The 25,330-nt window shown below is 41.3% G+C and carries 19 protein-coding genes; 18 read left to right on the top strand and 1 reads right to left on the bottom strand.

Features of this window, described 5'->3' with window-relative positions; translation table 11 throughout:
• The first annotated feature begins 4 nt into the window (after positions 1-4).
• The 14 genes from JAZ75_RS02170 (at position 5) to JAZ75_RS02105 (ending at position 17,655) form a co-directional block, all read left to right on the top strand.
• On the top strand, positions 5-1,147 hold the full coding sequence (locus JAZ75_RS02170) for a plasmid transfer protein (protein ID WP_232789336.1): 1,143 nt from the start codon (positions 5-7) through the stop codon (positions 1,145-1,147).
• 25 nt (positions 1,148-1,172) lie between these two features.
• Complete coding sequence (gene traK / locus JAZ75_RS02165; RefSeq protein ID WP_208700011.1) at positions 1,173-1,793, top strand: conjugative transposon protein TraK; 621 nt, start codon at positions 1,173-1,175, stop codon at positions 1,791-1,793.
• On the top strand, positions 1,771-2,211 hold the full coding sequence (locus tag JAZ75_RS02160) for a hypothetical protein (protein WP_208700009.1): 441 nt from the start codon (positions 1,771-1,773) through the stop codon (positions 2,209-2,211). The genes traK and JAZ75_RS02160 overlap by 23 nt, the downstream gene beginning before the upstream one ends.
• 15 nt (positions 2,212-2,226) lie before the next feature.
• On the top strand, positions 2,227-3,390 hold the full coding sequence (traM, locus tag JAZ75_RS02155) for a conjugative transposon protein TraM (protein ID WP_208700007.1): 1,164 nt from the start codon (positions 2,227-2,229) through the stop codon (positions 3,388-3,390).
• Between the two features lie 20 nt (positions 3,391-3,410).
• Positions 3,411-4,259 carry a conjugative transposon protein TraN gene (gene traN, locus JAZ75_RS02150; protein ID WP_208700005.1) on the top strand — a complete coding sequence of 283 codons (849 nt, stop codon included), beginning with the start codon at positions 3,411-3,413 and terminating at the stop codon, positions 4,257-4,259.
• A gap of 84 nt (positions 4,260-4,343) precedes the next feature.
• Positions 4,344-6,368, top strand: coding sequence for a type IV secretion system DNA-binding domain-containing protein (locus tag JAZ75_RS02145; RefSeq protein ID WP_208700003.1), 2,025 nt, complete (start codon positions 4,344-4,346; stop codon positions 6,366-6,368).
• On the top strand, positions 6,365-6,889 hold the full coding sequence (locus JAZ75_RS02140) for a M23 family metallopeptidase (protein WP_208700001.1): 525 nt from the start codon (positions 6,365-6,367) through the stop codon (positions 6,887-6,889). The genes JAZ75_RS02145 and JAZ75_RS02140 overlap by 4 nt, the downstream gene beginning before the upstream one ends.
• A 1-nt stretch (position 6,890) precedes the next feature.
• Positions 6,891-7,046 carry a hypothetical protein gene (locus JAZ75_RS02135; RefSeq protein ID WP_208699999.1) on the top strand — a complete coding sequence of 52 codons (156 nt, stop codon included), beginning with the start codon at positions 6,891-6,893 and terminating at the stop codon, positions 7,044-7,046.
• A complete protein-coding gene (locus JAZ75_RS02130) occupies positions 7,039-8,262 on the top strand; it encodes an ArdC family protein (protein ID WP_208699997.1) in 1,224 nt (407 codons plus the stop codon). Before JAZ75_RS02135 ends, JAZ75_RS02130 begins: the two co-directional genes overlap by 8 nt.
• Positions 8,263-8,291: 29 nt before the next feature.
• A complete protein-coding gene (locus JAZ75_RS02125; protein WP_208699995.1) occupies positions 8,292-9,107 on the top strand; it encodes a DUF4099 domain-containing protein in 816 nt (271 codons plus the stop codon).
• Complete coding sequence (locus tag JAZ75_RS02120) at positions 9,107-9,730, top strand: hypothetical protein (protein ID WP_208699993.1); 624 nt, start codon at positions 9,107-9,109, stop codon at positions 9,728-9,730. Before JAZ75_RS02125 ends, JAZ75_RS02120 begins: the two co-directional genes overlap by 1 nt.
• A 107-nt stretch (positions 9,731-9,837) precedes the next feature.
• The gene (locus tag JAZ75_RS02115) at positions 9,838-10,485 is read left to right on the top strand and encodes a hypothetical protein (protein ID WP_208699991.1); all 648 of its coding nucleotides are present in this window, start codon (positions 9,838-9,840) and stop codon (positions 10,483-10,485) included.
• A 171-nt stretch (positions 10,486-10,656) separates the two neighbouring features.
• Positions 10,657-15,852, top strand: coding sequence for an ATP-binding protein (locus tag JAZ75_RS02110; RefSeq protein WP_208699989.1), 5,196 nt, complete (start codon positions 10,657-10,659; stop codon positions 15,850-15,852).
• A 30-nt stretch (positions 15,853-15,882) separates the two neighbouring features.
• Positions 15,883-17,655 (top strand): DUF4209 domain-containing protein, encoded by a 1,773-nt coding sequence (locus JAZ75_RS02105; protein ID WP_208699987.1) that lies wholly within the window; start codon positions 15,883-15,885, stop codon positions 17,653-17,655.
• A 78-nt stretch (positions 17,656-17,733) separates the two neighbouring features.
• Here JAZ75_RS02105 and JAZ75_RS02100 read toward each other — a convergent pair whose 3' ends face one another.
• Complete coding sequence (locus JAZ75_RS02100) at positions 17,734-20,619, bottom strand: hypothetical protein (RefSeq protein ID WP_208699985.1); 2,886 nt, start codon at positions 20,617-20,619, stop codon at positions 17,734-17,736.
• A 156-nt stretch (positions 20,620-20,775) separates the two neighbouring features.
• On the opposite strand from JAZ75_RS02100, the gene JAZ75_RS02095 reads away from it, so the two are divergent.
• From JAZ75_RS02095 to JAZ75_RS02080, 4 genes are all read left to right on the top strand, one after another.
• Positions 20,776-21,324 (top strand): hypothetical protein, encoded by a 549-nt coding sequence (locus JAZ75_RS02095; RefSeq protein WP_208699982.1) that lies wholly within the window; start codon positions 20,776-20,778, stop codon positions 21,322-21,324.
• Between the two features lie 5 nt (positions 21,325-21,329).
• Complete coding sequence (locus tag JAZ75_RS02090) at positions 21,330-22,775, top strand: hypothetical protein (RefSeq protein WP_208699980.1); 1,446 nt, start codon at positions 21,330-21,332, stop codon at positions 22,773-22,775.
• A gap of 388 nt (positions 22,776-23,163) precedes the next feature.
• Positions 23,164-24,468, top strand: a complete 1,305-nt coding sequence (locus tag JAZ75_RS02085) for a site-specific integrase (protein ID WP_208699978.1) — start codon at positions 23,164-23,166, stop codon at positions 24,466-24,468.
• Between the two features lie 402 nt (positions 24,469-24,870).
• Positions 24,871-25,251, top strand: a complete 381-nt coding sequence (locus tag JAZ75_RS02080; protein ID WP_208699976.1) for a hypothetical protein — start codon at positions 24,871-24,873, stop codon at positions 25,249-25,251.
• Positions 25,252-25,330 lie beyond the last annotated feature (79 nt).

Here is a 25,330-nt window from a genome sequence, read left to right as displayed (position 1 = left end):
CTATATGGACTTTATAAACATGACGGGGCTAACACCCCGTTTTTTATTGCAGGGAAATCCTGTAAATGTACCGGACTCTTTTAAAGACACGTTCAATTTCCTGCAAGGGAACGGTGTCTACGAGGAGGGTGTTATGCACTTTCTCAAAGGCATGAAAAACACGATATGGACGCACTTCGACACGTTCATAACCGATGCACAGGCTCTTGCCGCTATTTTCATGCTCATATTCTTTGCTATCAAATCCTACGAAATGATGGCGGGCGACAAGAAAATGGAAATCATGCCATTGTTGCGCCCGTTCGGGCTGGTAATGGTCATCATCTGGTGGGGAACGTTTACCCGCGTGCTTGCGTATCCTACCGACATCGTTGCCGCCAAAACAGAAAGCCTGTTTGACAGCGGACAGATCGAAGTTAACAACCTACGCCTGCAACGGGCAAAACTCATGGTCGATGTTGCCGATCAGCTGACCACGATACAGGCCGAAACCGAGGTTGCCGAAAAAGAAGCGGATACGTGGTACGGACAGGCTTGGGATGCGGTCACTTCAACCGTAAAGGAGGGGTTTTCGACGGTATGGAATACGGTTACCCAGATCAGGAACAGGATGCAGGTAGGTTTTCAGCTATTGATGACCTATACACTGGAAACGTTGGCGGTTTGGATACTGCGTATCTGCGTTTACATTATATTCATTATCCAGATCATCTATTCGACCGTCCTAATCATATTGGGACCATTTTCCGTCGCCGTAAGTATCCTGCCCGCCTTTAGGGATTCCTTTGGTACATGGATAGCCCGGTTTATCAGCGTAAACCTGTATTCGGGGATTGCCTATCTCGTCATGCACATAGCGAGCCTGTTCCAACAGTATGCGATGGAAGCCGAGATTACCCGGTATCAGCAACTTCTTGACAGCACGGGCGACACGATGGAGAAAATGGGCTGGTTTGCTAGTAACGGGCTTTTAAGTTTTGGTATCGTCATCGTGACGTTTCTGATCGGAGGACTTACTATGCTCACCGTGCCGAGTATCAGCACATGGATCGTATCGACAAGTGGTATCACTTCGGCCGCAAGCACAATGGGGCGTGGGGCATCCAATATGGGCCGTGCCGCAAGAAAGATTATCGCCAAGTTTTAACCCCTTTTTTTAAACACGTAATGCTATGATAATAAAAAATATTGAAGCCAAGATCAGGCTTGCCACCGTTATTGCCGGGGCAAGTCTGATTGCCGCCGTGCTCATGGTGATGACAGTATCTTTTTTTGCCTACAAACAGGTAGGCAATGCACGTAGATCCGTGTATATACTTGACGCTAACAACGTTCCCATGTCCGCAAGCCAGACCGATGTAGAGGTAAACAGGCCCGTGGAATACCGGACACATATCAACCTTTTTCATTCCCTGTTCTTTACCCTTGCGCCCGACGAGAAGTTTATCGAATACCAGATGAAAAAAGCCATGTACCTGATCGATGAATCCGGTGCATTGCAGTACAACAACCTGCGGGAAAAAGGATTTTTTAACTCCGTGCTATCGTCCAGCTCCGTGCTCACCATCCAGACGGACTCCATCCACGTCGATCCGGTAAAGAAATACTTTAAGTTTTATGGCAAACAGACCATAGATCGGCGCAGCTCTACCGTGATACGCTCGCTGGTCACCGAGGGCTATTTACGGGACCTTGAAATGCGTACGGAGAACAATGGTCACGGTGTACTGATAACCCGATGGAAAACACTCGAAAACAAAGATATCAGCTATGTTCAAAAAAATAACTTCTAACCGACCATCCGACACTACGTTGTGGGCAGCTTTTTACAAAGAGTTTGGCAAGTACATCGATGGGAGCACCACACGTACCAAACGGTTTCTTGAAGCCCGGCCACGTGCGGTATTTTCTGCAATGGTGGTAAGTATCCTCGTTTCTGCCAGTTGCTTTCTTTTTCTCCCAAAGGAAATACCGAAGAAAGAACCCTTACAACTTTCCATGCAACAACCCCTAATGGACGGAATGGGCGATATTGTCACCACCGTTTCAGCTTTAAAGGAACTGCTTGAAATCCGTGCCTTCCTTGACACGCTTATGCAAAAGGAAAGTTTGGAAAGTGCCGACAGCCTACTGATGGAAAGTGCCATCGACAGGATGCAGATCCTCGAAAAGCGACTTGCCGAAGCAAACAAACACCATAATTCACCCTAATACAATCCAACAAACATGAAAATCAATTTTAGACAACCGCGCTATGTGCTGCCCCTCATTGCGTTGCCTTTTCTCTGCCTGTTTTTTTACGTCTACCAAACAGGTTTTGCAAAGGAAGAAGCATCCCAGCAAGAGGGCGATCCCTTACAGGGACAGATTGCCGAAGTATCGGAGGACGTCAAGAACCGCGCGCTATCCGACAAACTTGCCGCCTATCGTGAGCAGTACCGCCGTGGTGATGGCTATACGGCAATAGGCCAGTTACAGGAGGAAAGAGCCGAACAATTCCGTTTTGATGAACTCTATAACGAGGAAGAAAAGCGCAGGCTTGATTCCATCGAACGGGCGCTCAAAAATCAGCGACCTGTTTCCGTTAACGGAGGTTCGGAAAATGACGACCAAGACCGAGCATTGCAACAGGCCCTTTCCTCATTACAGCGAAAACCCGAACCGACCAAAGCGGAACCGGACAAGACCGACCCGATGGAACTTTTCCGCAAACAGATGGCCTATGCGGACAGTATGGCAAGGGCGAATGACCCCGACGAACAGGCAGCCCGCAGGGAACGTGAACACATGGAAGAAACGAAAAAAGAACTCGAAAACCAGCCCCGTCTTTCCGTTTCCAAATACGGTACAGGTCAGGGAGCATTCAACACCATCAGACCCGAAAGCGACAATACGTTCATACAGGCCATCATTGACGAAAACATAACGGGTTATGCCGATTCCCGTCTACGGATACGGCTTACGGATGACCTGTTGGTCGGACAGCACATCGTTAAGAAAGGTACGCATGTATTTGCAAGGATTTCCGGTTTTTCAGGACAACGGGTGCTTCTTACCATCACTTCCATTATGCACGAAAACAACATATTGCCCGTCCGATTGGAAATCTACGACAATGACGGTTCCCCCGGACTGTACGTGCCCGCCTCGGCATTCAGGGAGTTTAGCCGCGAGCTCGGCGGTAACACCACGCAGGGAATTACGCTGCAACAACAAGCGGAAAACAATAGCCAATTGGTCATGAGCGCTATTCAGCGGATGTTCCAATCCACAACGACCGCCGTATCAAAGCATATACGGAAGAACAGGGCCAAATTAAAATTCAATACGATGGTGTACCTCATCGATCCGCAGGCACTCCGCCAAAGCCAACAGAATTACAAACAGTAAAACCATTTTAATATTTCACCATGAAAAAGAAACATCATTTTCTAATCCTTTTCCTTTTATGTTTTGTAGGATATTCCGCCCGCAGTCAACAGGCTACGGAAACCCGGTTGGGAACACTTCCCGAATTAAGTCTGCACCGCGGCCATACGGTGCATATGCTTTCACCCGAACCCATTAGGTACGTTGACATCGCTTCGCACCATGTATCGGGCGACCTGCCCCTTGAAAACGTATTGCGTATCAAATTAAATGAAGATACCACGCAGACAGAACACCTCGATCATGAACTTGGAACAGTTACCATTGTCGGCGATAACTTCGTGGCGCAATATCGCCTGACGGCTCCATTATGGATGAACGATACGAGTATTCCGGCCATGTTGGAAATCAAACCGGAGCACACCCGACCGTTGGAAATATCGGAGATCGGGTTGAGCCGAAGCCAGATGAAAAACCTTGCACTTAGCCTGCTTACCAAAAATATTCACCGTTCGGTACGGAGCACGAGGGATTACGGTGTGGGTATCGCCTTGAATGGCATCAGTACGATAGGCGATTATATTTTTCTTGACGTATCGTTTACCAACACATCAAATCTTTCTTACAATGTGGATGAACTGCGGTTTTTCATTGAGGACAAGAAGATTACCAAAGCAACGAACGTGCAGACCGTTGAAATCAAACCCTTATGGCAATATCAACCCCTCACCGAATTTAAGAAAAGACACCGCAATATATTTGTGCTGAAAAAGGCCACCTTTCCCGGCAGTAAGGTACTTCGGGTAACGCTCACCGAAAAACAGATTTCAGGTCGTACGGTCAACCTAAAGATAAAGTACGGAGATATTCTGAAAGCCGACACCTTTTAGGTCAGCTTTATCCAACCTTTAAAAACAGACACTTATAGAAGACCGCCGTAAGGCAGCCCACCAACCATTCAAAATCAAATTATTATGGAGGAAACCAAAGAGCAACAGGGGCTTTACCGCTCCCTGCAATTTGGCATATACCTATCTGTTGTCCTCGAAGTCTTTTTGTTTTTCTATGTAGATAGATTCCTCTTGGCAGGGGTAGCAAATAACAGTTTGCTACTCTTTGTGGAGAGGCTTTCGAGGGTGCCGTTCTATGCCGAATTGATAAACAGCAAACTCTTTACGCTTGTACTGATCTGTCTGGTCTCCATCGGAACGTTAAGCCGGAAGAAAAAAGACCTCAATCCCAAGACCCAGATTGGTTACCCTTTGGCATTGGGGATGCTCATTCTTTTTTCGGGATTGTGGTTGCAAGGACGTGGAGCGGCTCCGGTATGGGGGCAAGTGAATTGGTATGACCTTGCCTATGTGACGAGTGCGTTTGCGGGAGCCGTTTTGGTACACGTTGCAATGGACAACGTGTCCAAGATCATCAGCTCTAACTTGGGAAAGGATCGTTGGAACATCGAGGAAGAATCCTTTATGCAGCCGACCGAACCCGTGATAAACCCGTACTCGATCAATATCCCGACCCTGTTTTATTACAAGCGCAAAGTCCGTAAAGGGTACATCTTAATTGAAAATATCTTTAGGGGCCTGCTTCTTTGCGGGGTTCCAGGAAGTGGAAAATCGTTTGGGGTCATTGCGCCAATCATCCGCCAAATGTTGGCTAATTCTTTCACGTTGGCGGTTTATGATCTGAAATATCCCGATCTCGGCAAGATCGCCTATTACCATTATCTACTTGCCAAGCAGAACGGTCGGTGCAAGGATTACCTTTTCCATGTTATCAATCTCAACGACCCTGCAAAGAGCAGACGGGTAAACCCTTTGAAACGGGAGTATCTGGGTACGCTTGCCGATGCTTCGGAAACGGCCGAAGCACTTATCGAAGCCTTGAAAAAAGGAGACAAAAGCGGTGGTAGTGACCAATTCTTTACGCAGTCCGCCGTCAATTTCCTTGCCGCCTGTATCTTCTTTTTCAGCAGGTACGAAGACGGGCGTTATTCCAGCCTGCCCCATGTACTTTCCTTTCTTAATCTTTCGTATGAACAGATTTTTACGGTGCTGTTCAGTAATGGGGAGCTTGCTTCCCTTTTATCGCCGTTCATGTCAGCCTACAAGGCAAAAGCGTTTGACCAGTTGGAGGGGCAGGTTGGTACTCTCAAAATCTTTATTAGCCGGATGGCGACCAAAGAAACGTTTTGGGTTTTCGGTGCGGATGATTTCGAGCTCCAGATCAGTAACCCCAAGCACCCCGGTATCTTGGTGCTCGCCAACGACCCAAGCACGCAAAGCATTAATTCCACCTGTTTGTCAGTGGTGCTTAATCGGGTTACCAAACTTATCAATACAAAGGGTAACCTGCCCATAGGTTTAGTGGTGGATGAGGTCCCCAGCTTATATATTCACCGGGTGGACATATTGGTGGCACAGGCCCGGTCCAATTTATCTGGGGTCGTTTTGGGGCTTCAGGAGTTGCCTATGTTACGCCAACAGTACGGTAAGGAAACAGCGGAAACCATCACGTCCATTATGGGTAACGTGCTGTCCGGCGCAGTCAGGAGCAAAGAAACTTTGGAGTGGCTGGAACGCCTATTTGGTAAGGTCAAGCAAACGGGTGAAAGCCTAAGCATCGACCGTACAAGAACCTCGCTTTCCTTGAACGAAAAACTCGAACCGCTGATTCCTGCCGGAAAGATAGCATCGCTAAAAGCGGGTGAAATCGTTGGTATCGTTGCCCGTGATACGATGGAAACCTACACGGGAAAATACGAGACCACGGCGGTTAACTGCCGTGTCAATCTGGACATGGAAGCCATAAAAAAGGAAGAAGCGAATTATCGGGAACTACCGACCTATTACGACTTCGGAGATCGAAAAGAAGAAATCCTACTGTCCAATTTTTTCCGTATCAACAGAGAAGTACAGGAGATGGTCGAGCAGTTAATGCCGACACAGGACACACCCCAGATTCCCACTCCAACCGAAACCAAAATATCATGAAGAACACAGAACGTTCTGCCGATCAGCGGAACATATTAACTATCCCAATCCTTGTTTTCGGGTGGTTGCTATTTGTACCCTTTGTGCTTTATGGGCAGGGCGTCGATTACAGTCTGCCATTGGACAAGCTAAAGGTTACATCACCGTTCGGGTATCGTATTCACCCGATCAATGGTAAGGCATCGCACCATAACGGTGCCGATTTCGCCGCCCGTTCCGATCCTGTATTCAATGTGCTTGACGGTCGGGTCAAAGCAACCGGAAAGCATAAAGCACTTGGTAAATATGTACGGGTACTTCATGGTGACGTGGAAACCATTTACGGACACCTTTCCCGAATACTCGTTTCGCCCGGTGATACGGTAACGGTACGACAACCCATTGGTATTACGGGAGCAACGGGCAGGGTGACGGGTGAGCATTTGCATTTCTCGGTGAAATTCAAAGGGAAATACCTTGACCCATTGAAATTCCTGCACAGACTAAGAGAACAATCGGATAAACCTTTAAACATCGAATAATATGGACTATCATTTAAGATCACTACAACAAAAACTAAGTATTCTGGCCAGTGGTGAGGATATTGGTTTAACCCCACAGGAAGCCGCCATTTATGGCGTAGAATACGCCGACGAATGGCCAGACGACGAATCCCCGGAGGTGGACGAAGATGAATAGCAAAAATTCAAAATCCCTGCATGAAATAGTTGCGGAGAACATCATCAAGAAACTTGAACAGGGTACGGCACCGTGGCAGAAGCCGTGGAACAGCAACAGTCCAGCATTTGAACTGCCCTATAATGCGATTACGGGCAACCGTTACAAAGGTATCAATAGCCTGTCGCTGTTATCGTCAGATCGTGAAGACCCGCGTTGGATGACGTTCAATCAGGCTTCAACAAACGGTTGGAAAGTACGAAAGGGAGAAAAAGCATCCCTGATCCAATTTGTCAAGACCCATGAACTTGTGATCAAAAGAGACGAACAGGGCAAACCGATTTTGGATGAAAAGGGTAAACCTGTAAAAGCCAAAGTAGGTCTGAACAGAGCAATCATTACCAGCGCATGGGTATTCAATGCACAGCAGATCGATGGCATCGAACCTTTGGTAAAACCCGAAGTAAAGCAATTCCAATGGGACTCCATCCAACGGGCAGAAAATATTATTCAGGCTTCGGGAGCAGACATAACCCACAGAGCGGGCGACCGAGCATTTTATAGCCCACTCCGTGACAGTATCACCATGCCCATGCGGGAACAATTCGACGCATCGGATAAGTATTATGCCACCCTGCTCCATGAGCTCGGCCATTGGACGGGACACAAAGACCGTCTGGACAGAAGTATGATTGGCAGCTTTGGGACAGAGGGCTATGCCCGCGAGGAACTCCGTGCCGAAATCGCTTCAATGCTAATAGGTCAGGAACTCCACATTGGCCATGATCCAGGCCAGCACATTGCCTACGTGGACAGTTGGATACAGATATTGCGTGACACACCCTTTGAAATACATGCCGCCGCCGCCGATGCGGAGAAAATTCTCAATTACCTTTTGGCATTCGAGAGGAAAAGGGAAATCAAGGCGGCCAATGTTCCCATAGAGGAACAGACCGAAGCAAAACAGCAAAAGGTAAAAGAAGCAACCCTGTCAATGGGTGAAGAAATTGCCTACAACAATACGGTGTACCGGGTGCAGGGGCATTTGAAACGTGGACGCATGCTCATGGAAGACCTATCGACGGGAAACACATTTTCCCTGTCGAAAACTGACGGGCTATATAATTCCCTGCTATATGCCAAGCAAAATCCCAACGGTATTAAGGCAAGTGAAACCCAGCACCGTCCGGTACATACCGAAATGGAGACCGTTGCCGCCTACGGCATTAGAAGATAAAATCATAAAACTTAACAAACAATTACATCATGAAATACCCGATCAACGAAAACGAAATGCCCCTAAACGAACTTGAAAAATTGGGGCTTTATAAAGACGGAGGATTCAGCATCAGTCCGGAGAATATCGATGCCCTGCTTGCAGGGAGGAGAACCGATATGTTGAGCATGGCAGGTCTGAACATCGACGGGTTTGCCATCCGTCAACTCGATGCCAAGTTATCCCTTAGCCGGAATGAGCTCGGCGATGTCCAGCTCAACATACATCCCATTTACCGAGAACCGCAATGGCATCCATTATTGAGCGATGACGAGGAAAAAGCGCTGATCGCAGGAGAACAGCACGTAGTGAGTAAAGAACAGGAGATTGACGGCAACAAAAAAAAGAAAGTCATCATTGAATATGACGACTTGACGAGGGAATTTATAGCGTATGAACCCGACGAAGTGCAGGCTCCGATCAGAGTAAACGGCGAAGAACTTTCGGAAAAGCAACAGGAGGCTTTCCGCAACGGTGAAGTGGTAGAACTCAAAGACGGTACCAAAATCCAACATTCGGCAACAGACAACAAGGGTATCCGTTCAGACCGAAAACGGCTTATCCTATCCGTGCTATTGGACGGCGGTATATCCTATTTGGTTTTCCGAGGCCTTAATAACCTAAAAGGTAGGTTTGAACCGCAGAGTGAGGGATACAGCGAGGGATATAACCGCGCATTGACCGACATGATGATGGCCGACAAAAAGCTAAGGGAAAAAGGGAATGAGAAAACCGTTCAAGACCTTGCGCAAAATCTTCGGGAAAGACAAGAGAGCAGGGGCTATACCCGTACCGTTGCGAGGTAATGGCATTTCTCCAATTAAAAGCCGAAGTAAGGAACTTCTTTGCTCCCTATATGGACATAGTCGAAGATAAAATTCTGTTTCCCTATACATTGGAAAATCAGGTCATAGATCATGAACGTTGGAACGAAAACGGTGTCCGTATTCCTGTCTCTAATGCTATGTGGTTGGTGACGGACAGCTTGCCTGTATCTGTCACCAATCTTTTTATCGGTCATTCTGCAAGCGATATATTATGCTTTTGTCATTATTACCCTAATTGGATTACCTCACCGTGTCTGGTTACGTTTGCTTCATTGGGTTTGTTGCCATCTAAGGAGCAGTTTGTTTACCTAAAAGGTCTGTTCCCCAATGCCAAAATCCATACGGTATTCGATGGGGGAATAAGCGGCCGGGTAGCCGATTGTAAAGTGGCAACATGGCAACTTGGTAAGAACGCAAGGTTTAGTCTTGTTGACGACCACGGAGAGTTTTACTGCAACAAAAAGAGATACCGTATTCCGGTCGGTAATTTTTCATTAAACCGTTTTGAAAGATTGTCTGGCATCCGTGCAGGTATCAGAACCCATAAACCCAAAGCACCATTTGAAACGTTCTACCAATCCTTTACAAACGGGCTAATCTGAACCAGCCCACCCGCACCCCTGATCCTTTATTGGGTCAGGTTTTTGTCGTGTGTCAGCTTTAGCGAGAAAAAACAGGCACTAATTATTTATCTTTTAATCCACTCGTTATGAAAATCGAACTAAAAAGTATTTATCACAGTATTCAACTTAGTGAAGAAACAGAAGCCTTTACCGCCAATTTGTATATAAATGGCGTTCATGCTGGTTATGCCAAGAATGAGGGACATGGAGGTAACACTTTTTACCAGCCTAAAAACGAAAAAGGGAGAGAGTTAATCCGTCAGGCGGAGGAATATTGTAAGACACTTCCACCGATTGAATATCCTGCCGACAAGTATATGGAGGCGTTTTCAATCGATATGAATCTTGAACACTATATTGATGACTTATTGAATAAATACCTTGAAAAAAAGGAAACAGCGAAATTCAATGCTAAATTAGATAAGACGATGTTGAAAGGGATAGTCTACGGAGTGCCCGATCAATCCTTTGGCGCTATTACTTTTAACCTACCACTTGTTAAAGTCCTGGCTCACCCCAAAGGTCCTCAAACCGTCCTGCAAACCATCATAGATAAAATCCTACCCAAGTTAAAAGATGGTAACAAACTTTTAAACACCAATATTCCCGAAAGCATAATTAAGGCCGCTGGTTTGAAAGAGGAGCAGTATGTAAAACCAACAATTCAGAATATTCGATATGGAACAATTCCCGATGTAGACGAGAATAAAAATAACAGAGGGAGATCAAGATAAACTGATAAAAAAAATGGGATTATAAAAAATACTCCTCAGTTTGATGATTAAGGAGTATTTTTGGATAAAGGAATATTTAATTGAATGCCTAATCCTATTGACTGATTATTTGAATCAATTTCCATTAGATCATCGGCAATTAGGATTAAATTTATTTGTAAATCTTTAGAAATGGCCAAAGTTGCAACAGCAAAACAGACCGGAGGTGGAGGCTTTGAATTCGAAAACAAGGTCACTGCTTATTTTTTAGCGTATTTGTTGTCTGGGAAATTCCCCTTACAGCCTGAGCTCGGCTTGATTAAACGTATAGACTTTCAAGTAAGACCTCTTGGATGGTTATTTGATGATCTGTTGCTAACCACGTATGACGGTAAGAATTATCACAAACTGGCGGTATCTGCAAAAAGTAATCGACAGATTACGGGATCAGGCTTTCCTACCGAAATCGTAACTGACATTTGGAATCAGTATTTAAACGCTGATCAAGAAGTTTTCGATCCTGATCTTGATTTTATGCTGTTTGTCGTTTCGCCACTAGCTCGATCAGTCAGCGAAAACTTTTCTACGCTAATTAGCACGGCGAGGGTGACTTCGCCAGACGATATGCTCAAACGTTTAAATACTGGAAGCTTTTCTGTTGCACAAAAAAAGCTTTTTAACAATTTAAAATGCCCTACATCACTTAAAACAACAAACAATGTAACTGATGAAGAAACCTGTAAGTTGTTGACACGTATCATGATAAAGGAATTTGACTTTCAGAGTAACGCCTCAAATGATACAGTAAACCTAATCAGTGTACTTCAGGACAGCCTACACTCTAAAGCGGTTACGGAGGCTAGTTTTTTATTTGATCGACTTTCGAACTTAAGGAATGAGTTTGCACCCCTCGGGGGATATATAGATGAAAATATTTTACTATCAAAAATTACAGGGCAATTCAAGCTTTCGGTTTTAGCCGAACATACTGCAGACTGGCAAAAAATAACAAACTACACAAGGGCGAAAATCGAAAACATACCAGATTTAATCGGGCAAAGTTATGCTATAGATCGGAATAAAGAGATTGAAAATCTTTTGAGAATGTTGACCGATAAACAGGTAGTATTCCTACTTGGTCCATCCGGTATTGGTAAAACGGTATTAGCAAAGAAAATAGCTGAAAAAGTGATTGCAGATCATTCGAAAGTAGTTTGGTTAGATACAAGCATACTAATATCCTCTATTTCTGAACATCATTTTAAGATCGATCATTCACTTAAAGAATTGATATCGAAGTCTAGAACAACTGCTAACCTATTAGTAATCGATGGGGCGGATCGTTTATATAAACAAGAATCTATAGAGTTCATATCCAACCTGATACGTTCAGTAATTGACTTGCCGTTTTGTTCGTGGAATATTTTGATAACCAGCCAACAAGACGACTATGAAGGACTCGTAAAAAAACTTTCCCGAAGTAATCTGACAATTCCTCATTCTGGTATTTTTACTTTAGAGACTATCGACCAAGAGCAAATGCTGAAAGTAGCCGGGAGATTTCCGCAACTTGCAGAACTGATCAAACATGAACATTTGATTAAATTGCTGTCAAACTTGAAATTTCTTGATCTTGTCATCTTTAATATTTCAAAAGAGAATTCGTCACAATTTTCAAAAGATATCGGAGAATCTCATCTGATAGATTGGATTTGGGAGCAGGAAATCTCAGATAAAGGTGATAACGGTGCTGCGAACTCGAGATTTTTACAAAGCCTTGCGGAAAAACAGGCCAATGAGTTGAGACTATTTACACCTATAACTGAATTTCAGATTTCAGAATCTATGCATATCAACGAGTTGAGACAAAATAAGATCATCGATGAGCTTGAGGATCAACTTTACTTCACACATGACCTCTATGGGGATTGGGCAAGATATAAGATGATCCGCGCAAATAGAGACAAGATTTTTGATTATTTACCTAAGTTGGACCTGTTTTCACCATTATGGTGTAAAGCAATCCGACTTTTCGGTATCTATTTACTGGAAAAGAATAAAGATGCTACGGAATGGCTGACGACATATAAAGGTTTTGATACCATTGAATCCAAAAATAAAATGATTCAAAACCTTTTATTAGAGTCCGTCATATTTTCCAATGACACAGAAAAATACTTAAAAGAGCTTTGGGAAGAATTTAAAAAAGACGAAGCCAAAATATTAAATCATTTCTTTGAACAGTTTTTCTTTAAGGCGACTCTTCCAAACCCAGTTATTTTGCAGCTTGTTGGAAAGCTTCAGGGGATAACTGTTTCCCAACTGGCCACTTTCCACCGCACGCCAAAATTTATTTATTGGATACCGATAATGAGATTTTTATCCGGTCATGTCGATGAGATAGTAGAGCTCTCAAAAAAAAATGCTATTAGAATTTCAAAAGACTGGTTGGAGCATACGCCGCTTGGTTCAATCTTTCGAAATACAGCTGCTGAGATTGCTGTTATGCTTGCCAAATGGTTTATCGATTTTAGGGAAAATGGAGGTTTTGCTATGAACCATTCGGGAAAAGATTTTTACCAGCCGATGCTACTAGCTTTTCGTGAAAAACAGCAAGACATAGAAGAATTGTCACTCCAACTTTGTGGTAGATCATTACCGGAAAATCCCAGAAAGAAGGATTCCGACGATCATCATTTCTTGCGCAGTTACAATCCAAGGAGGGGAACAAAGTTATCCCATGGACCTCTATTCAAAGTGGATGACGATTTTCAAGAGGCCTGCTTAGATAAAGAAAATCTAATACCAATGATGGAGGTAAATCCCCAATTGACAAAGGATATATTACTTGCACTGTTAATCAATGAACCCGAGAATGTAGAAAATCCTGGATCTCACAACTTCAAATATAATATTTATGAGCCACATCAATGGTTTCCACCATTTTATCATCGAGGACCTTTCCTAAATTTTTTTAAAACAGCGTCAAAGGAAGCTGTTAGCTTCGTAATTACTCTGACCAATTTTGTTACGGACGAATGGAAGCTGGAGCAACAAGCACGTCGAGAGGAGGCTACCTTTATTGTATTGGATATTCCTGGGATAGGTGAACAAGAATTTTATGGAGATAGTCGTGTTTATTATTGGTTTAGGGATATTGGCAATGCACCACATAGTTTGGTATCGATATTAATGGCACTTGAGAAATTTCTCCTCGATCTGATTGATGAGGGCAAACAACCTGAAAGTTATATTACTCAACTACTGGAGAACAGTCATTCACTTGCGGTGGTAGGTCTGCTATCATCTGTTGGACGATATTATCCTAAATTATTCTTGGGAGTTCTCAAACCACTTTTAGCTCAATATGATTTATACAAAATTGAAAGTCAATTAGATTATGGTGCAATGGGAATAGAAGGACATCAAATGATGGGGGCTAATTTATTGGACAGTACTACTTGGGAACTCGCATCAAAGTGGAACTCTATGCCTCATCGTAAAACTTCGATTAAATCTGTTGTACTTCGCTTGGTATTTGGGAGCAAAGAAATCAGTGACATGTTTAAAAATATTATTATTCCAAGATGGATCGAGTTGAATAAACAATATAACGATCAGGGGTACCTCGATCCTTTTTTGGTGAATACGATCGCTCATGTTAATAGTGAAAATTATGTTGCATATGAGGATGAGCACAATGTCGGATTAGTTTACAAAGAGCCAGAGGAGGTTGCACAGCAGTTGGAACCTATTAGGTCAGTTTCTGCTGTTGACTCGGACGATTTTACTTTTGCTTTCGTCCAACAGCAAGGGCTCGAAAGCAACAGGAAATATGAAATTAAAGAACTTGAACAGATATGGAAAAAAATTCAAAATTTTTCCGAACAGCTAGAGGATGACTTGTTCAACCATCTTAACAAGCGGCTATCTAATATTTTTGCAGGAATAGCTATACTTGTTGTAAATGAAAATATTATACGAAAACCTCATCCAGAATATTTTGAATGGATTGACAAGATGGCAGAGGAAGTATTTGGAAAGGTATCATTCGCACCACGGGAATCTACTATGCTCATAGGCGTGGGAAGCTGGCAAAGATTTGCTGCTAAGTTTGTTCCACAATTATTTGTTAAAGAGCCAAAAAACAAAATCTATCGCCGTTGGCTGGCGATTCTTGCACTAAATTTCAATAACGAAGCAGTTGGATACTTGTTCAAAGAAACCTCTTGTTTTCTTAAATTTAATGATCCTACTTTTGTTCAGCTTCAAAACCTATATATACAACGATGTCGACTAATAAGTCAGTATAAACCACTTCAATGGGATGAGGAAACCGACTGGGCTAAAGTTTTCGAGGAAATTTTGGAGGATTATGTTGAAAACAAAACACCACATAATTTAATCGATATTTGTGGTTTTATGGCTACGACCATTCAGAGGGAGAATCGGAGGAGAAGAAGGCATGGTCAGCCCGTTACACCACTTAAGGATCCCGGAATTGACGTGAACTTTCTTTTTCCAGCACTTCAATTTCCAGAGTTTGAAAGTATGTTGGAACAACGGGAAAAAGAATATGTACTTGGGTGGTATCAAAAACTGGTTGATCTAACGTTGTGGACTTGGGGAGAAGCGAACGAGGATTCGCCAAATTTAGATATGTCACTCTCTTCATTCGACCAGTGGCTAATCTTAAACCTTTCACTATTACTACCAAAATTGGAGAAAGACCAAGCGAGTAAGCTTTGGAAACCATTACTGTCTTATGGCATAATAAATTCAGTATGGTTAAGCTATTTTTTTGATAACTTGATTGTTAAAAATTATCAAGAACTGGATAAGTATGAAACATTGGGGCTAATCTGGAATGATATGATCGATTATGCAAATACAGAAAGTACATGGAAATTTAAGCGTGAGTTCTATCATGAACATCGTAAGTTATGGGAGGGTCTATTAGGCGTTTCAAATCTCCAAATGAAGGTTTGGGAATTAGGTTATCAGGACCTATTAGCGAAGGTAAGCAAAAAAGTCATTGTATATCTTGCAAAACAATGGATGACCTCAGATGCGATAAATACTGTTGCAACATTGTTAAAAACACCAAGTGCTCTAAATTTCATTGACTCCGGTATTCTGATACTCGATATGCATCTAAAATGGCAGAATGAATTAGATACTACCAAAACTCCTTCCGGATTAGTAAGAGTACCTTTTAAATATTATGATAGTGTTGCCTCAGCGTGCAGCTATCTATGGACTAATTATAAACCTTATATGACGGCAAAAGACTCAATTTTTCAGGCTTTTAGGAATATCATCATACACCTTGTTGCTATACAGAATCCAATTGGGTTGGAACTACAGGATAGACTGGTTGAACGATAAGAAATAAATATTCACATTTTAATGAGAATTATGGTATACGTATTTCCACTCGCCCTAACAACTTATTTCAAACCTTTTGAAACTGATCCAGCATTGTATCTCAATGAACGGGTATTCTATTCTAATTTAGCGATGTTCGTTAAGCGACATAATTTAGAAGCAAATCCAGTGTGCCAAGCGGAATTGATGGCTTTTCAATTTTTAGAGAATGGTACTGGCAAGCCTTCTGTGTGGGGGACATATTACCAACCAGAAATTTATCAGGTAGACGGAAACGCTATTTGCCAATCGCCAGATATTGAATTGATTAATCAGGATATAATCAATTATTGGGCGAAACGTGCACAAGATACTAGGCATCCAATATTGAAGGCCAGGTATAGCGGTGTTGTATGTGACTTTTATACTAATATTTTTGGTCAACGTGCTCCTTTTGAAATAAGGAAGATCTGCACTGAAAGTCTGATCGCAATATATCGCAATAATTTGACCTGTTCAGCAATAGCTAATAAATTTCGTATTGATCGTGCTCTAAATTTTGCTGTGACAGATAATCAGAAAGCTTTAAAAACTCAAATCAAGGATCTAATAATGCTCAATGATAATGCTATTCCAGTTGGAGAGACAAAAAACATTTGGTCATCATCTTACGATCTTTTGGTTAATAGAAAACCGGCACTGGTGGATTATGATGAGGAACAAACAATCATCTCATTACTCGAAGCAAGGCTCAACGAGTTAACTCCATTAGATCCCTGGGCAGCAAAAGCTGCGGCAGAACGGCTTGCCGGATATTATCAAAAAAATGGCATATTGAACGAGGTATCCAGAGTGTTGCATAAATTAGGCGAAGCATTTAACAGATATGTCGCTAACATTCCTGCAATACAGGTAGCCGGTCTTCTGCAGGAACTGATGCTGATCTATCGATACTTCCATCTTAATGAGGAAGCTGATCTACTTATGGTCAGAATTCGCCAAGTCAGCAAAAAAGCGGATGAGGAATTTAAAAAAGTGTCTGTTTCGGGAGAATTTAACACCAAGGAGCTAGAGGCATATGCCAACAAGATATTGAAGTTTGACGGAGATGTGATGTTTGCGCGCATCATTAAAGCGCAGATCATTGAAATCAAGGAATTAAAGGATGACTTTGACCAGTCGGTTCAATCGCATCCAATCAGGTATTACGTATCCAACAGTATCGTTGATAAGCACGGAAGGGTAATTGCGAAAATCAAGCCAATCAGTGAAACAAAAGATGACCACCTAGTCAATCATTATTATCGTACACTTCAAATGGGTGGTGCAATCTATCTACACTTTATTTTTTCAGTAGGCATACGCGATAATAAATTGACGACGGAAACGGTGATGGATTTCCTAAAGAAGTCGTGCATCATTGACGAAGAGAGATATGAGCTGATTAATACCGGTGTTCGGGCATTTTTTGACAGAAATTATTTCGTATGCATTCACATATTGATTCCGCAATTCGAGGAAGCTTTACGAAATTTGTTAGAGGCTAACGGAGGGAATATCCTTACTTATAGCGATGATACTTATCCGGTAAAGACTTTCGGACATGTGCTAGGTGATCCGATTATTGCAAAGGCATTCGGCGATGATCTTGTTTATTACTTCAAAATGCTATTTGTTGATAGCAAAGGTTGGAATCTACGGAATCAGGTTGCGCACGGCTTGCTAGAATCGGAACTGTTCAATGAACAAACCGCCCAAAGGCTGATGCATGCCTTCTTTTGCCTTGGAATGATCCGTTGGATCGAAGCCCAGTCTAATTCTTAATCTCGAAAAATATGAACATAGACTATGTCAAAATTCCAGATATGCTAAAACTCCTTAAATTATAGAAAGGCTTATTAATCAAGACGAAGTAAAATCCCTATAATTTTCCACAAAATATTTAAAGTAAATCTGAGCAAGAGTAGAATTGAAGTCCTTAGATAATCGTTGTTCTAAGGCTTGATGTATCGCCGGGATCACCGCCAATTTCTCCAAAATATAATCTCTGTTTACTGCAATTAGCCAGTCAGTGTCAAAGGTTTGATAATTGAATTCATGTGGATTCAATGCCCAAGACTCAAAAGGGCCGAGATTAGTGAACTTTTTTATCTGTTCTTTATTTAGCTGAATATCGTTTGCGTAAATCTGATTAATAAAGTTAATCATGGTAAGATTGTTGTGTTCTGCTACTCCATCAATCACACCAATGAAGCCAGTACCCTTTGATTTGGCCGCTGAATCAATGTACATTCCGAGATATTTGCCATCATAGAAGGATACAATTTCGAGTCCGAGCATATCAAAAAAAACATAGTCATCGAAATTCCTGTATAGATAAGCATCCATCTCCTGTAATAGCTTTTGTTTGCCCTGTTCTTCAATGATGGGATAGAGATATATAAATCGACGTGGATCAGATTCCCCTTTTGAGTTCATGGAATTCGCAAGGGCTTTAGGCACTAAGCTTTTATCCGTAATAGGCTGGTCAGGATAGTTCTCCCTGTATGCAAGGCATATTGATTTGATGAGTTCATCATATTTATGATAACCATATTTAGTACCGCCAATAGCATGGCTTAGCAAATCATGTAGTTGTTGCGGTTTGAAGATGTGTCCATATTTTTGAATAAAGTTTCCCAATTTTTTAAGATTGTTCCACCCGAGAAAGTCTTCAGCCTTTAAAAAAGTGAAAATGGGTTTTGCCAATGTCTCTACCAATGCTTTGGATAACTCTGTTTTGGACAGGATTGTAAAAAGGTTAGAGAAAATCCGGAGAAATCGGCTTTGAAACCAAAAGTTTTCCAGTTGGGCTGATACCAATGCCTCCTTGATACTATGTCCCCAAATCCCTTCTCTTGCATAGGAGGCCAAAAGATTCTTTGCTTTTTCAATGAGATTTATCTTAGTTTCATCTGAGAGGGTTAGTTCGCCTAGAGGTTTTAGGATTGATTCCAGATCCCGTGAGGATATATACAGCGTTGCTTCTGTGAAATAGAAACTTGGAATATCACTGATAAGCGGTTTTTTTGTGGTGTACGCAAACACCATTGCCCTAAAGACTTTTTCAGATAGTTTCTGATAATCGGAAAAAGCATCATAGATAATTTTGTTGTTATGGATGTGTGCATGAAGGATAAGATACCTGCGATGAATCTCTTCAATGTCATTATACGTGCCGTTGGATTTTTCCAATTTTTCCAGCGCATCATTGACATAATCCTTCGCTTTCCTAAAGAGCTTGTTCTCCTTGATCTCGATCAGATATTTTCGAACATCCGCATCCACATATATTTCCAGTTCATCATGAATACTTCTATCCAGATCGATACTTTTTATATCGCGGAGAATTTCTTTTTCTTGAGGTTCCTTGCTTCCGGTGGCTACTAAGTTGAGGAGATAGAGCTGGTTAATTTTCGACAGAAAGTAGTGGATTTTCTTATCTTCCCGACCTTTGGTGTTGATATCTACGTTTTTGTAAAGGAAGTAGGATTTCTTAAAATTATCGGTCGAAACTAGGTAATGGCCATATGCGAGGTCAAGCGTGTCTGTTGTTTGGTTCTGCTCATCTTGCTTTAATTTAGTGATATACTTGTCGAAGTCCAATTTACGAAAGGAACAATTGATACATTCGCATTTAAGTTCAGGACCAAAGCCCGTAAACACGATAACCAGTTCGTCGTCATCGATATGTTCAAAATGGCGCAGGCTGTAACCTAAGGAGTTGATTTCCTTTTTTTGTAAAGGTTTTAAATCCAGTGGAGCGCATATCTTCTCGATCCTGAATTGATGGAGCTTTTCGAATATGTACTCGATTTTTTGCTGCGCTTCCACTACTTTCTTTTTTTTGATTATCGCCGTCAATTCTTTACTCAACGATAACCCTTCCTCTGACGTGGTTATTTCTCTCAGAAAATCGGTGATTTCCGGATTGAGCGCTAGTAGACGACCTTTGTTGTAGTGCCATACGTAATCTTCTGATACATTGAACGGGAACACGTTGCAAAGAAAATTGGGATCCACAAAACCTAATCCTTCGAACTTATGGATGGCCTCATACATTTGGTCAATGATATGCTTGTCAGATTGTACGCTCTCCATTTCTTTTTCTCGGAGCTCATATAATTTATCCGTGGCAGATTTTACACTATTTGTTAGCCGATCCTTGTGGAAGAGAAATAGGAACTCCCGTAAAACATCCTCATCACGTAAATCGTTCAGCTTATAGGATTGATATTCTCCTTGGCTGGATTGGTGATAAAACCTGATTTCAATGAAGTTGGAGACAACGACCCATTTGCAGTTCCCGCCCACCTTGGAGGCGTATAAGAATGCTTGGTCTACCGCAGATATTTTGAAAGCGGCTCTATTTTGTGGTTTGTCCACCGAGGTTTTGGAATCTTTAATTTCTATGACAACATGGACGTCATTCTCTATTCCTGTTTCGTTGATCTTGAATCTACCGAGCGCGGCATCGGGTTTGGTTGCGTCCACAATGGTTTTCAGTTCTTCCCGAATCAGCCAATTGCTCGGATTTTTGTAATTAAAACCCAATACATCTCCAAAGATTTCTAAGATGAATCGTGACTTTGTTTCCTCCTCTTTAGAACGGTCCAAACGGCTTGATTCCAACGTTTTGATCCAAGTGTCAATAATATCTTTTTTACGGAAGATATCCGTTTGGGTTGTTAGCCTAAAGTCTTTTAGATATTGTGCTAAAAATGGTTTAGAAAATATCGGTCTGTTCATCAAGAAAAAGTATGTCCATAAAAATAATCAATTTTGCTTAGATGACCCAATAAACTGTTCACGGTTATCTATCGTCAGGAAGTATTTGTAAATTTACAAAGCGACCGAACAGTAGAATGATTTTTTAAATACAAGTAATTTAAATCGACCCGTAGCATGAGCAAAGTACAATATGACCTGAAAACGAATACAATCATCGTAAATGGAGTTGAGTGGGATTTGGATGGATTGAAGCAGTGCTGCCATTCCGATTTCGTCTATGATGCCAGAAATAGAGGTGTAATCTGTAATAAATACAAGATTCCAAGAGAATTACTCAATGAATGGATTGAATCCGAAGACTGGGAGCTCGATAAAAAGGATTTTTGGCAACGGCCCTATAGCTACAGAATAGATGACGCTGTCAAGGGGCTTATCCGAAATGTTAGCAAATTGACGGAAATCCAACAAGAAGTCAATACGATTGAATTTCATCCTGAGAACCTGCTAAGTCGGATAAAGATAGATATTGAGTTTAAGGAGAAAGAGGAATTCAAATCCTATAAGACTTTTGTGATCGAAAAATATATTGTCAAAATCGAGGAGGACTATGATGAATGGACTGGAGAGAAAATTGAATATGAGGATGAAATTAGGTATAAGACATTCCTTGATGAGAATCAGATTATAATCAAGCACGCAAAAATGCAGAAACCCAAGAAATGATATATATGGTAACAGTATTTGAAAGACGGGCAATGTGGTTTGAATCCGAGTTTGAAATAGACATGAATTGGGGGAAATCAAGGGCTTACACCGTTGACTATCCCACCTATAATAAACTAATGAATCGTGCCAATGTAGTTCAAGAAACCGACCAGAAGGAAGAATACTCTAAAGACGGAAAATATTTACTAGTGGATAGCTTCTGTGAGATAGAAGAATTTGATAGGGTGAGTGAGATCGCTTCTATTATCCGTCCTAATATTCTTGTCATTCTTAGTATCATTTGTTTCGTAACAGATGAACCTTTAACCACTTTCGATTTCTTTTCTAGCTTCTCGAACATAGTTAACAACCCTGGTGGAGTATCTTTAGACCACGAAACTAAACTTACCAGGGATGATAATGACAACTCCTCTGCACTTAGGGAGCTTTTGGAGGCAATGAATCGACTATCCCCGGATAAACAAAGATTAATATTTTCTCTGCTAGATCGCTGGAGAAAAGCAAGCTACTTGAAAGTGGAAAGCGAAGAAAGCTTTCTATACGAGGATGAGGCTATTTTAGCTTGTTTTCATATTCTTGAATTACTTGGTGAACAATATGCCATAAATATTAAGGTTGACATAGACCAAAAAGTGAGAACTTTTGCTTCTGAGGTGTTAGAAGACATTTTTTTTATCCAAAATAATCAGATACACGGTGATTTAGTAAAATTACTACACAGTACGTTAGATGCATACAGAACGGTGAAACCAAATATTTTGCGGATGATGCAGGAATTGCAATTATTGCAACCCAAAAGCAAAGCGCTTATCGAACGTTTTCTTCATCACCGTAATGCAATTGCTCATGGTAGGGTAAATCTTTATGAGGATAAGGTTATTTATCCTCTTAAACCATTTTTCTCACATATGAAAGATATCTATGAAGATATCGAAACTGTACGGATTGTAAGCGCTCGTGCGATTGCTGCATATCTCGGCACATCTCTTTGGGAAACTGAATGGAATGATGTCATTGACTCGGAACTTCCACCATATGAACAAGTACAAGCTTTCAACCGAAACCGGATCTATCAAGGATTATCATGGCAGGAGTTGGAAGAAGGGCAAAATGATCATATCAATGTAGCGGTTCTAATTCACTATTATCGAAAAGGCACATTAAAACTGCATCCCTTTGCACAAGCGTTGGGCAAGTATATTAGAGAGGTACAGCTTTCTGAAAATAACGCAATGTTGGTGTTATATGTTGCAACAATTTTGGCGGACTGTACAGAGCAGAGTATCGCTGATAGTGCTCGCAATTTGTTAATAAAATTGAAAGATAGCCAATTTAGGGAACGTTTTGACATGCGGGATGTAGTAAAGGAACTTTCTTATCAAGGTAAAGAACCTCTGTGGCTAAAACAATTTTTAATTGAACGTGCGACAAGGCGGAAATCCAAATAGGCTTAATTCTTCTAGCAAATCAGTACTAAAATAACTCACTAAAAACCGTTACAAATGTGTTACGGAGGAAAATTTTGCGGTTCCAAAAAATGTTCATATATTGCTTCTGCAAGTCGGAAACGACGATTTTGCACCGTGTAAAAAGGTACAGGCCGAAAGTCTCATAATCTGTGGGTCCTGAGTTCGAGCCTCAGCGGGGTCACTATCTAAAAAAGCCGTTTTTACTTGCGTAGAACGGCTTTTTTGCTTTCCTTAGGGTGGTTTTGGAACATCCTCCCTACACGTTTTGAAAAACCTCAAAACGGTGTGTTTTGCATAGTTTTTTGTTGAACTTCACGTAAAACCGTCACAAATACGTCACAAAGGTTTTCGTGGTAATGAAAAGATTATGGCAACCGTAAGCGCAAAGGTTTATGAACACCACAAAAAAGCAGATGGAACCTACAATGTGAAAATTAGGGTCTATCACAAAGAGGAAAAAAAAATTATAGACACTCCTCATTTCCTTTCCCTAAAACAACTCACCAAGGTGAAAGGAAAAAAAGAATTTAGTATTAAAGATCCTTTTGTCCTTGAAATAGTTGACAAGAAACTAAAGGACTACCGTAAAACGATCAGCGAGCTCGAGGAGAAGCTTGACTTTTTCACCGCGGGTTCATTAAGGGATTATCTCAAAAATATAGATGAAGAAATTGATTTTATCAAGTTCTGTGCGAACTATATTCAACAAGAGAAGGATGACGGTCGTGATGGTTCTGCCGCTAACCATCGATCAGTCCGTAACCACCTCATTGATTTTTTTAATCGGGAAACTGTCTCAATAAATGAAATACATTTTAATATGCTCGTTCAGTTTGAACGTTACTTGAAATCTGAACGGACAATAACAAGAATAAACCAGTTGGGAAAGCCCGTTACTACTGTTTCAAAGCCTGTTTCGGATACTAGTTTATATAATTATATGAGAGATCTTCGTACATTATTTAATGAAGCGTTGAACCATTACAATAATGAAGATCTGGGCATTATATTGATTAAACACTATCCCTTCAAAAAATATAAGGTAGGTTCAGCTCCTCTTACCGAAAATAGAAATAATAATCTTGAAGAGGTTATTAGAATTCGAGATTGTAAAGTGTTACCTAACACTAGGGCTGAACTCGCTCGGGACTTATATATGCTCTCATTCTATTTGTGCGGGATGAATGCTGTTGATTTATTTAAAATATCTACTGACAATGTTCGAAATGGTCGGGTTGACTACAATCGATCTAAAACTAAGGGGAAACGAAAAGACAGAGCATTTATTAGTATAAGGATAATTGATGAAGCTAAACCTTTATTGGAGAAATATATTGGAAAGTTATCACAAAGATATTCAAGCCGGACCACTTTCAATTCCGCATTAAAACATGGAATGAAGAAACTCCGAGAACTTTCGGGTGTACAGGTAGTAACGCTTTATGGTGCGCGCCATACCTTCGCAAATACAGCTAGAAATGACTGTAGGATGAGTAAAGATAATGTTGCTTTAGCACTCAACCATGTCGATAATGGAAATCGTGTTACAGATATTTATATCGCCAAGGATTGGAGAATTATAGATGACGTCCAAAATAAAGTAATGCAGTTCTTGAGGAAATCAGAGCCTAAAATTTTGGAACTGATTAGGAAGAAAGAAATAAGCAGGTAAAGCTGCTTAACTTGATTTGTATCCAACGATTACAATTCGTTGGATACAGACTTAATTTTTTAATATTTAAACTTTTACTCATGAAAAATTTACTTTTATTCTTTTTAACGTGTTTCTTGTCAACAATCGGGTTCTTTGCTGCGATCAGCATGAAGTCTCCTTGGATCGGATTCAGTGTAGCTTTTGGTGTATGGTTCTTATTCCTTTGGATTACAACAAAACCCCATAGAAAACATTGATTTTTATGATGATGGTGTGGTTAAAAAAGTCAAAACATCCTCTGTAAACTTCGAAAAGTCATCCTCCGAATAAGCAATATGGCACATTCCTTGCGGCATTATACACTCAACGTGAGAATTTGACTATTAGTGATTTCGATTTTGACCAATGCTCCAATTCGTTATGAAAATAATAAAAATCCTGTCTCTAATTACTGTACTATTTTTGATTACACCGGGATTAAAGAGCCAAGAGCGATCTGTTGAGAATATCCTTGATGTACTTGATATGAACTCCTGGTACTTGCCTTCCGCTGATTCAAAAGCAAAACTTTACGTAACATCCATTGGACATGGTGATACCGTGGTTTCCCTTCATGGTGGACCGGGAAACAACTTCTATTATCTTGTAGATGCATTTCGAAATAATACGCATTCGAATAGTTTTCTACTGTATGACCAGAGGGGAAGTCTGCTCTCGAGAGTGCCCGATTCGATTGCCAATACTTTGAATCTTATGGTACTAGTCGAGGATCTGGAACAGCTGAGAATAGAGACGGGATAAAACAAATTAACCTTGTTTGGGCATTCTTTTGGTTCAATGGTAGTTCTTTTTTATTATATCAAATATTCCATTTGCTTAA

This window comes from Sphingobacterium sp. UDSM-2020, assembly GCF_016132525.1.
GTDB classification, from domain to species: Bacteria; Bacteroidota; Bacteroidia; order Sphingobacteriales; family Sphingobacteriaceae; genus Sphingobacterium; species Sphingobacterium anhuiense.
The sequence above is the reverse complement of the archived record's forward strand: the minus strand, read 5'-3'. Positions and strand labels throughout refer to the sequence as shown.